The organism is Polaromonas sp. P3_C2 (assembly GCF_056402675.1).
Genome location: NZ_JBFUGX010000172.1, coordinates 1 through 7,239, shown reverse-complemented (window position 1 = coordinate 7,239; position 7,239 = coordinate 1). Strand labels below are relative to the sequence as shown.

The 7,239-nt window shown below is 63.5% G+C and carries 6 protein-coding genes; 3 read left to right on the top strand and 3 right to left on the bottom strand.

Features of this window, described 5'->3' with window-relative positions:
- From AC1DWI_RS09425 to AC1DWI_RS09415, 3 genes are all read right to left on the bottom strand, one after another.
- Positions 1-314: hypothetical protein (locus tag AC1DWI_RS09425; protein ID WP_477724731.1), on the bottom strand; the 314-nt coding region annotated here is incomplete at its 3' end.
- A gap of 127 nt (positions 315-441) precedes the next feature.
- Positions 442-1,500, bottom strand: coding sequence for a HAMP domain-containing sensor histidine kinase (locus AC1DWI_RS09420; protein WP_477669563.1), 1,059 nt, complete (start codon positions 1,498-1,500; stop codon positions 442-444).
- A 5-nt stretch (positions 1,501-1,505) separates the two neighbouring features.
- Entirely contained in the window at positions 1,506-2,201 is a 696-nt protein-coding gene (locus AC1DWI_RS09415; protein ID WP_477669562.1) for a response regulator, read from the bottom strand.
- A 129-nt stretch (positions 2,202-2,330) separates the two neighbouring features.
- On the opposite strand from AC1DWI_RS09415, the gene AC1DWI_RS09410 reads away from it, so the two are divergent.
- From AC1DWI_RS09410 to AC1DWI_RS09400, 3 genes are all read left to right on the top strand, one after another.
- Positions 2,331-3,788, top strand: coding sequence for an efflux transporter outer membrane subunit (locus AC1DWI_RS09410; protein WP_477669561.1), 1,458 nt, complete (start codon positions 2,331-2,333; stop codon positions 3,786-3,788).
- On the top strand, positions 3,785-4,930 hold the full coding sequence (locus tag AC1DWI_RS09405; protein WP_477724730.1) for an efflux RND transporter periplasmic adaptor subunit: 1,146 nt from the start codon (positions 3,785-3,787) through the stop codon (positions 4,928-4,930). Before AC1DWI_RS09410 ends, AC1DWI_RS09405 begins: the two co-directional genes overlap by 4 nt.
- Positions 4,927-7,239 (top strand): efflux RND transporter permease subunit (locus AC1DWI_RS09400; RefSeq protein WP_477724729.1); only part of this gene is annotated, 2,313 nt, incomplete at its 3' end. The genes AC1DWI_RS09405 and AC1DWI_RS09400, both read left to right, overlap by 4 nt.

The window sequence follows — 7,239 nt, the reverse complement described above, 5'->3', positions numbered from 1 at the left end:
CGTTCGCGCTGGGCGCGCGTCATCTGACGTGCTTGTCTGGGAGCGGGTGCGGCCGATACAAACGCGACATTGGTGAGTTGCGGGACGGCACGGCGTACGTCTATCGCCGGGCAATTGTTGCTCGTGTCAAAAATCAGATGGCCACTGGGAAAAACTGCGGGCAGCTTTTCGTGGATCTGGTAGCTCATGTCTATGGGCGGCGCTTCACCGGAATAAAGGATCTGGTTGCTGGGGTTATAAACGGTGTAGCACGCCATGGCTGGCGCGACCAAGGTCGTTAAGGACAGCGCCATTGCGCATTTCAAAGAGGTCATAAGTTTCTCCTGCACGCTCCGGATCAGAGACGTGGTTCAAAGCATATGTCTTATGTGGGTTGCGTCAAGTCGGACGGCGCCGCCACATTCGCAAGGCAAGTGCCGACCGGATAGGGGGGGTGTAGCATCACAAAGATCGCGTCGTGACCTCTGCCGCAGCGGGCAACCAGAGCGTCATGACCAATCCCCCACCCTCACGCAGCCCTGCTTCTACGCGGCCGCCGTGCAACTTCATGGCGCGTCGCGCGATGGCCAGACCCAGACCTACCCCGCGCACCGACTCCCCTCCTTCGACCCGGGTAAACGGCTCGAAGATTTCCTCCAGCATGGGCGCTGGAACTCCCTGGCCACGATCCAGGACTGTCACCACCAGTTGCGTATCGCCGGTGCGGATCCCCGCTTGAATTTCGACGACTGTGCCCGGTGCCGTGTATTTCACCGCATTGCGAATGACGTTTTCAAAAGCCCGGTACAGCAGTTCACCATTGACCTGGGCGACGAACTGGCCTGGCGCGTCGATGCTGACCTGGCGTGACAGCGATCGCGCCTCGAAATCGGCATCTTCGGCAATGGCATGCAAAAGCTCGATCACGTCGACCCGTTCACGCGCCAGGCCGGTGGGTGCCTCCAGGCGATGCAGCGTGAGGAGCTCCTCTATCAGGACATCGAGCCGCTCGCTCTCGCGCTGGATACGCTCGACCATCGCATCGGTCTGGGAAGGGTCCTGTCGCAGCAGGCCGATAGCGGCTTGCAGCCGCGACAACGGGGAACGCAGTTCGTGGGAAATATCGTGCAGCAGCACCTTGCGCGACTCGGTCACCTGCTGCAGCTGTGCAGCCATGCGATCGAACTCTTCAGCCAGGTCCGCTATTTCATCACGTCGCCCTTTCATCAGCGGTTGCACACGCGTGTCGAAACGGCCTTCAGCGGCACGGCGCAAGGCCCAGCGCAGATGCCGCAACGGGCGGGACAAATACCATGCAAGCACCGGGCCGATGATGAGGACGGCGACTATGGCCGATATCAACGGTACGAACGGCACAAAACCGAAGGTGGCGACGTCGTCCGGAGGGGGATGTCCTGTCAGTGTGAAATACGCGATGGTGCCGGCGAACGAAAGCACCATGCTCAGCCACAGCGCGAGCAGCAGCTTCCAGAACAACCGGCCGATGCGGCGCGTCTCCATATCTGTCAGTCCTCCAGCAACTGGTAGCCCATACCGCGAACACTCTGGATCCAGGACTCGCCGTCTGCACGTGTCCCCAGCTTCTGGCGGATGCTGCTGATGTGCACATCGATGCGCCTGTCGAATCGGGCCAGCGGGCGGCTGAACGCCTGCAGCGAAATATCCTGCTTGCTCACGAGCTGGCCGACGTGGCGAGCAAGGACTTCAAGCAAGCTGAACTCCGTGCCTGTCAAATCCAGGGGAATCCCGTGCCATGTTGCCTGTCGGTTGCCCGGCGACAAAACCAGCTCACCCGCCTGCAGCACACGCTGCCCGGAATTGGGCGCCGCCGCTTCACGCGCGTCAGTGCGCCGCAGGATGGCGCGGATGCGCGCGACCAGTTCGCCGGGTGTGCAGGGTTTCGGGACGTAATCGTCGGCGCCCATGTCCAGGCCAACGATGCGATCAACGTTGTCACCGCGCGCCGTAAGCATGAGCACCGGGACTTTGCTAAGGGCGCGAATGCGGCGCAGTGCCTCCATGCCAGACAGCCGGGGCATCATCACATCCAGCACGACGATGTCGTAGCGGCCGGAAGTGGCCTCGGAGACACCGGCCTGGCCGTCGTGTACGGCGCGCACATCGAAGCCCTCGCGGACGAGATACTGCGACAGCATCGCCGTGAGTTCGAGGTCATCATCAACAAGCAGAACCGGAATCATCTCGACATCAGTATCGCTTGAAAGCCCCGGTGCCGGCCAGCGTGGGCCGGTTTTTTACCCAGCTTAACTTTCGCCAACGTTGGCGAGCATTCGCGATACCTACCATGACTGCTGATTTTCAGGAGCAGCATGCAAACCTATCGACTCACCGGCTGGCGACACTTTTCCATTCCTGGGATTGGCCTTGCTATCGGTCTTGCCATCGCGCTTGGCGGCTGTGCGGCGGTCGGGCCGGATTATGCAGAGCCCAACCCCGCAGCGGCGGCGCTTTGGCAGGGGCCCCTGCCCCATGGAGGCAACGTGACTGCGCTCAGCGACTGGTGGAGCCAGTTCAATGACCCGGTGCTGACCCGGCTCCAGCGTTCAGCCGAATCCGGCAGCCCCACGCTCGCCAAGGCATGGGCCAACATCGAGAAGGCGCGCGCCACGTTGTCCAGCGCCGGTGCTTCAGGTCTGCCAGGTGCAAATGGGCAGGCATCGGTGACACGCGGCACACAGCAAACCGGCGAAGTGGCGACCGCCCGCAGCGCAGGCCTGGATTCTTCGTGGGAGCTGGATTTGTTTGGCAAGGTAAGGCGCAGCACCGAATCAGCCAGCGCCCGTATACAGGCGCGCGAAAACGACTGGCACGACGCGCGCGTTTCTCTTGCGGCGGAAGTGGCGGATACGTATGTGCAGTACCGAGCCTGCGGGTTGTTGGCCACCGCTTACGAGCAGGAGCTGGCTTCCATGAGCGAGACGGCCAAAGCCACGGAGTCGCTGGTACGCGCCGGCTTGACCGCCGGCACAGAAGGCTCACTGGCTCGTGCCAGCCTGGCCAGCACCACCTCTGCCGGGCTCGCGCAACGCGCGCAATGCGAGCTGCTGGTGAAGTCATTGGTGAATCTCACTGGAATCGACGAACCCGAGCTGCGTCACCAGCTGGTGCAGGGCGGCACCGGCATCCCGCAGCCGGCGGGCCTCGATGTGCAAGGCGTGCCGGCACAGGCGCTGCGCCAGCGGCCTGATCTTGCCTCGCGCGAGCGCGAGTTGGCAGCTGCAAGTGCAGACATCGGTGTGGCGCAGGCAGACCTCTACCCGAGCCTGTCGCTTTCAGGATCTGTCAAGGTTTCTGCGACCGGCCTCGCTTCGTCATTGACCACCTGGTCGTTCGGCCCCAGCTTATCCATTCCACTCTTCGACGGCGGGCGCACGCGGGCCGCTGTCCACAGCGCTCGGGCCGGCTACGAAGCCGCCTATGCCGACTGGCGTCAAAGTGTGCGAACGGTCGTGAAGGAGGTGGAGCAGTCGCTGGTTCGCCTGGACGGCGCTGCGACGCGCACGGAGCAGTCAGAACGCGCCGCCCACGAATACCGGAGATACCTCGTGGGAGCGGACGCGCAATGGCGCGCGGGCACCATCAGCCTGCTCACGCTGGAAGAGTCAAGGCGCCAGGCGCTGTCAGCCCAGATCGAATTGATCGGCCTGCAACGTGATCGCGTCGAATACTGGATCGCTCTGTACAAGGCACTGGGAGGGGGCTGGCAACCCGCGACCCCGGCAAGTCCCCCCGCAGGCGCCGCCTACGAAGAAAAAGCCAACTCATGAAAAGAATATTCAACGTCAACCGAAAACTGGTGATCACTGTCGCGGCAGCTGTCGCCGTCCTGCTGATCGCGCTACTCGCATGGCGCGCTTTGACGGCCAAAGATCCAGGCACGGCGGCAGGGTCAAGCGCGAGTGCCCTGACGGTCAATGTCGTCTCCGCCGAAACACAAAGTTGGCCGCAGCAGTTGCAGGCCAGCGGCGCCTTGACTGCCTGGCAGGAGATCATCGTCAGTCCTGAGACGGGTGGGTTGYGCATCGCGCAGTTGCTGGTTGATGTGGGTGATTCGGTCCGGCGAGGCCAGCTGATGGCGACGCTTGCCGACGATACGGTACGCGCGGAGCTACACAAGCAGGAAGCCCTGGTGGCACAGGCCGGTGCCAGCTGGGCTCAAGCCAGCACCAACCGGCAACGCGCGCAGTCGGTGGACGTGGCCGGCGCCCTGGCGCCACAGAAGATGGACGAATACCTTACGAATGAGGCGGCAGCGGTGGCGTCTTTATCTTCGGCAAAGGCGGACCTCGAGAGCGCATCCCTGAAACTCAAGCACACGAAGATCGTGGCAGCGGACGACGGCGTCGTCTCTTCCAGGTCGGGGATTCTGGGTAATGTCGTCAACACAGGCGCCGAGTTGTTCCGCCTGGTGCGCCAGGGCCGTGTGGAATGGCGCGCAGAACTGGATTCACGTCAGCTTGCAGGCGTACGCGTGGGCCAGACTGCCCGCCTCGTTTTGCCTGGGGGCAGGAATGTGGAAGGAAAGGTGCGCCTGGTTTCGCCCACGCTGAGCACGGCCACGGGACGTGGGATCGCCTACGTCAGTCTGGCATCCGGCGAAGGGGTGCAGCCAGGGCTTTTCGCCAGCGGCACGATCGAGCTCGACGCAAAGACGGCATTCACCTTGCCGCAATCCGCGGTCGTGTTGCGTGACGGCCGCAGCTACGTCTATGTAGTCGACTCCGTCAACAAGGTAGCCGGCCGGCTGGTCACCACCGCGCGGCGGCAAGGCGACCGGATCGAGATACTGTCCGGGCTCGATGGCACTGCCCGCGTGGTGGCCAGCGGTGGGGCCTTCCTGTCGGAGGGGGCTGCGGTTACCGTAGCGCCAGCGCCCGCGGCGGCAGCGCAGAAAGTGGGTGCCAAGTGAACCTCTCTTCCTGGTCCATCCGCAATCCAGTTCCTGCGGTCCTTCTTTTTTTTCTTCTCACGGTGCTGGGTGTAGTGGGTTTTCAACGCCTGGAAATCCAGGATTTTCCGGACATGGACCTGCCGACTATCCAGGTCAGCGCCTCGCTCGAAGGTGCGGCACCGGCGCAGCTTGAAACCGAGGTGGCACGGAAAATCGAGGACAAGCTTGCTTCACTCACGCGCCTGGATCACGTTACCACCACAATCACCGAAGGTGCGGTGAGCATCAGTGTCAGTTTCCAGCTCGACAAAAACAGCGAGGAGGCCCTGAGTGAAGTGCGTAACGCGGTCGACAGCGCCCGCGCGGAACTTCCGGCAGGCATGAACTCCCCTACCGTCTCCAGGTTGACGGCTGCGGGATCGGCCATCCTCACCTACACGATCGAGTCAGGCCGGATGGACGAGCAGGATCTCACCTGGTTTGTCGACAACGATGTGTCGAAAGCGCTGCTGGCTGTCAAGGGTGTCGCGTCGGTGGCGCGCGTCGGCGGCGTTGACCGAGAGGTGCACGTGGACCTCAATCCCTCGCTGATGGCCGGCCTTGGGGTCACGCCCGCGGCTGTCTCTTCCCAACTCAAGTCTGTGCAGAAGGAAAGCTCAGGCGGCCAGGGGCAGGTCGGATCCCAGCGGCAGTCGACCCGCACCATCGCGACGGTCGGCTCGGCGGCAGAGGTTGCTGCCATCAGCATCCCGTTGACCGACGGGCGTTATGTGCGACTGGACCAGATCGCCCGCATTACCGATACCTACGCCGAGCGCAGTACGCGCGCCTTCCGTGGCAGCAAGTCCGTCGTTGGTTTTCAGGTCAAGCGCTCGAAAGGTTACTCCGACGTGGGTGTTGCCGAGGAGGTACGCGCCGCGGTGGACGCTTTTGCAAAGGCCCACCCGGAAGTGAAGATCGCCGAGGCGAGCAACACGGTGACGCCAATTCAGGAGAACTATGAAGGCTCCATGTTCCTCCTGGTCGAAGGTGCGTTGCTGGCCATCCTGGTGGTCTGGTGGTTCCTGCGCGACTGGCGGGCCACCCTGGTCTCGGCGACCGCACTGCCGCTGTCGATCATCCCTACCTTCGGCGCCATGGCGCTCGCGGGCTACTCGCTCAACACCGTGACGCTGCTGTCGCTTTCCCTGGTGGTGGGCATCCTGGTCGACGACGCTATCGTGGAGGTTGAGAACATCGAGCGGCATCTCCAGATGGGAAAGACACCCTACCAGGCGGCCATGGAGGCAGCCGACGAGATCGGCCTGGCGGTGATCGCCACAACCTTTACCCTGGTCGCGGTGTTTCTTCCCACTGCTTTCATGGGCGGCATCCCGGGCCTCATTTTCCGGCAGTTCGGGATTACTGCCTCGGTCGCGGTGCTGGCGTCGCTTCTGGTCGCGCGGCTGCTCACGCCCATGATGGCGGCCTATCTGCTCAAGCCGCACCAGCCCGGCAAACACAGCGGCAGTACGGACGGGCCGCTGATGACGCGCTACCTGCGGTGGGTCCGCACCACACTGGCACGGCGCAAGGGCACCGTGCTGGCAACCGTGGTGTTCTTTGTGCTGTCACTGGCATTGATCCCCTTGCTACCCACCGGTTTCCTGCCGGCACAGGACAAGGCCCAGTCGAGTGTGAGCCTGAAGCTGCCGCCGGGTGGCACGCTGGAAGAAACCGCGGAGGCCGGCCGCCGTGCGGCCGCATTGCTGCGCGGGCTGCCTGAGGTGAGCGGTGTATTCGTTTCCGCCGGCACCGCGGCCAGCAGTGGCGGCTTGGGCGGCGCCAGCGCATCGACCGATGTCAGCAGCACCACGCTCACGGTTGAGCTGGTGCCGCGCGGGGAMCGTAAGCTCAAGCAGTCAGGCGTCGAGGCAAAAATGCGCCAGACCTTGCGGGCCTTGCCCGGTGTACGGGTCTCGGTGGGGAGCGGCGGTAGCGGGGAGTCACTGGACATTACGCTGGCCGGCGATGACCCCGAAGCGCTGGCCTCAGCCGCTACACGGGCCGAGGCCCAGCTTCGCACGCTCAAGGGTATCGGCAACGTGACCTCGAGCGCCGCCATGCAGCGGCCCGAGATTCAAATCCGGCCCAACGCTGAGCGTGCGGCAGCGCTGGGTGTGACCACCGAAGCGCTTGCCGACGCGGTGCGGTTTGCCACCTACGGTGACTATTCCACGGCCCTGCCCAAGCTCAATTTGCCGGAACGCCAGATCCCCATCCGGGTACGGATGGATCCGTCAGTACAAACCAACCTTCAGGCTGTAGGCCAATTGCGCGTTCAGGGC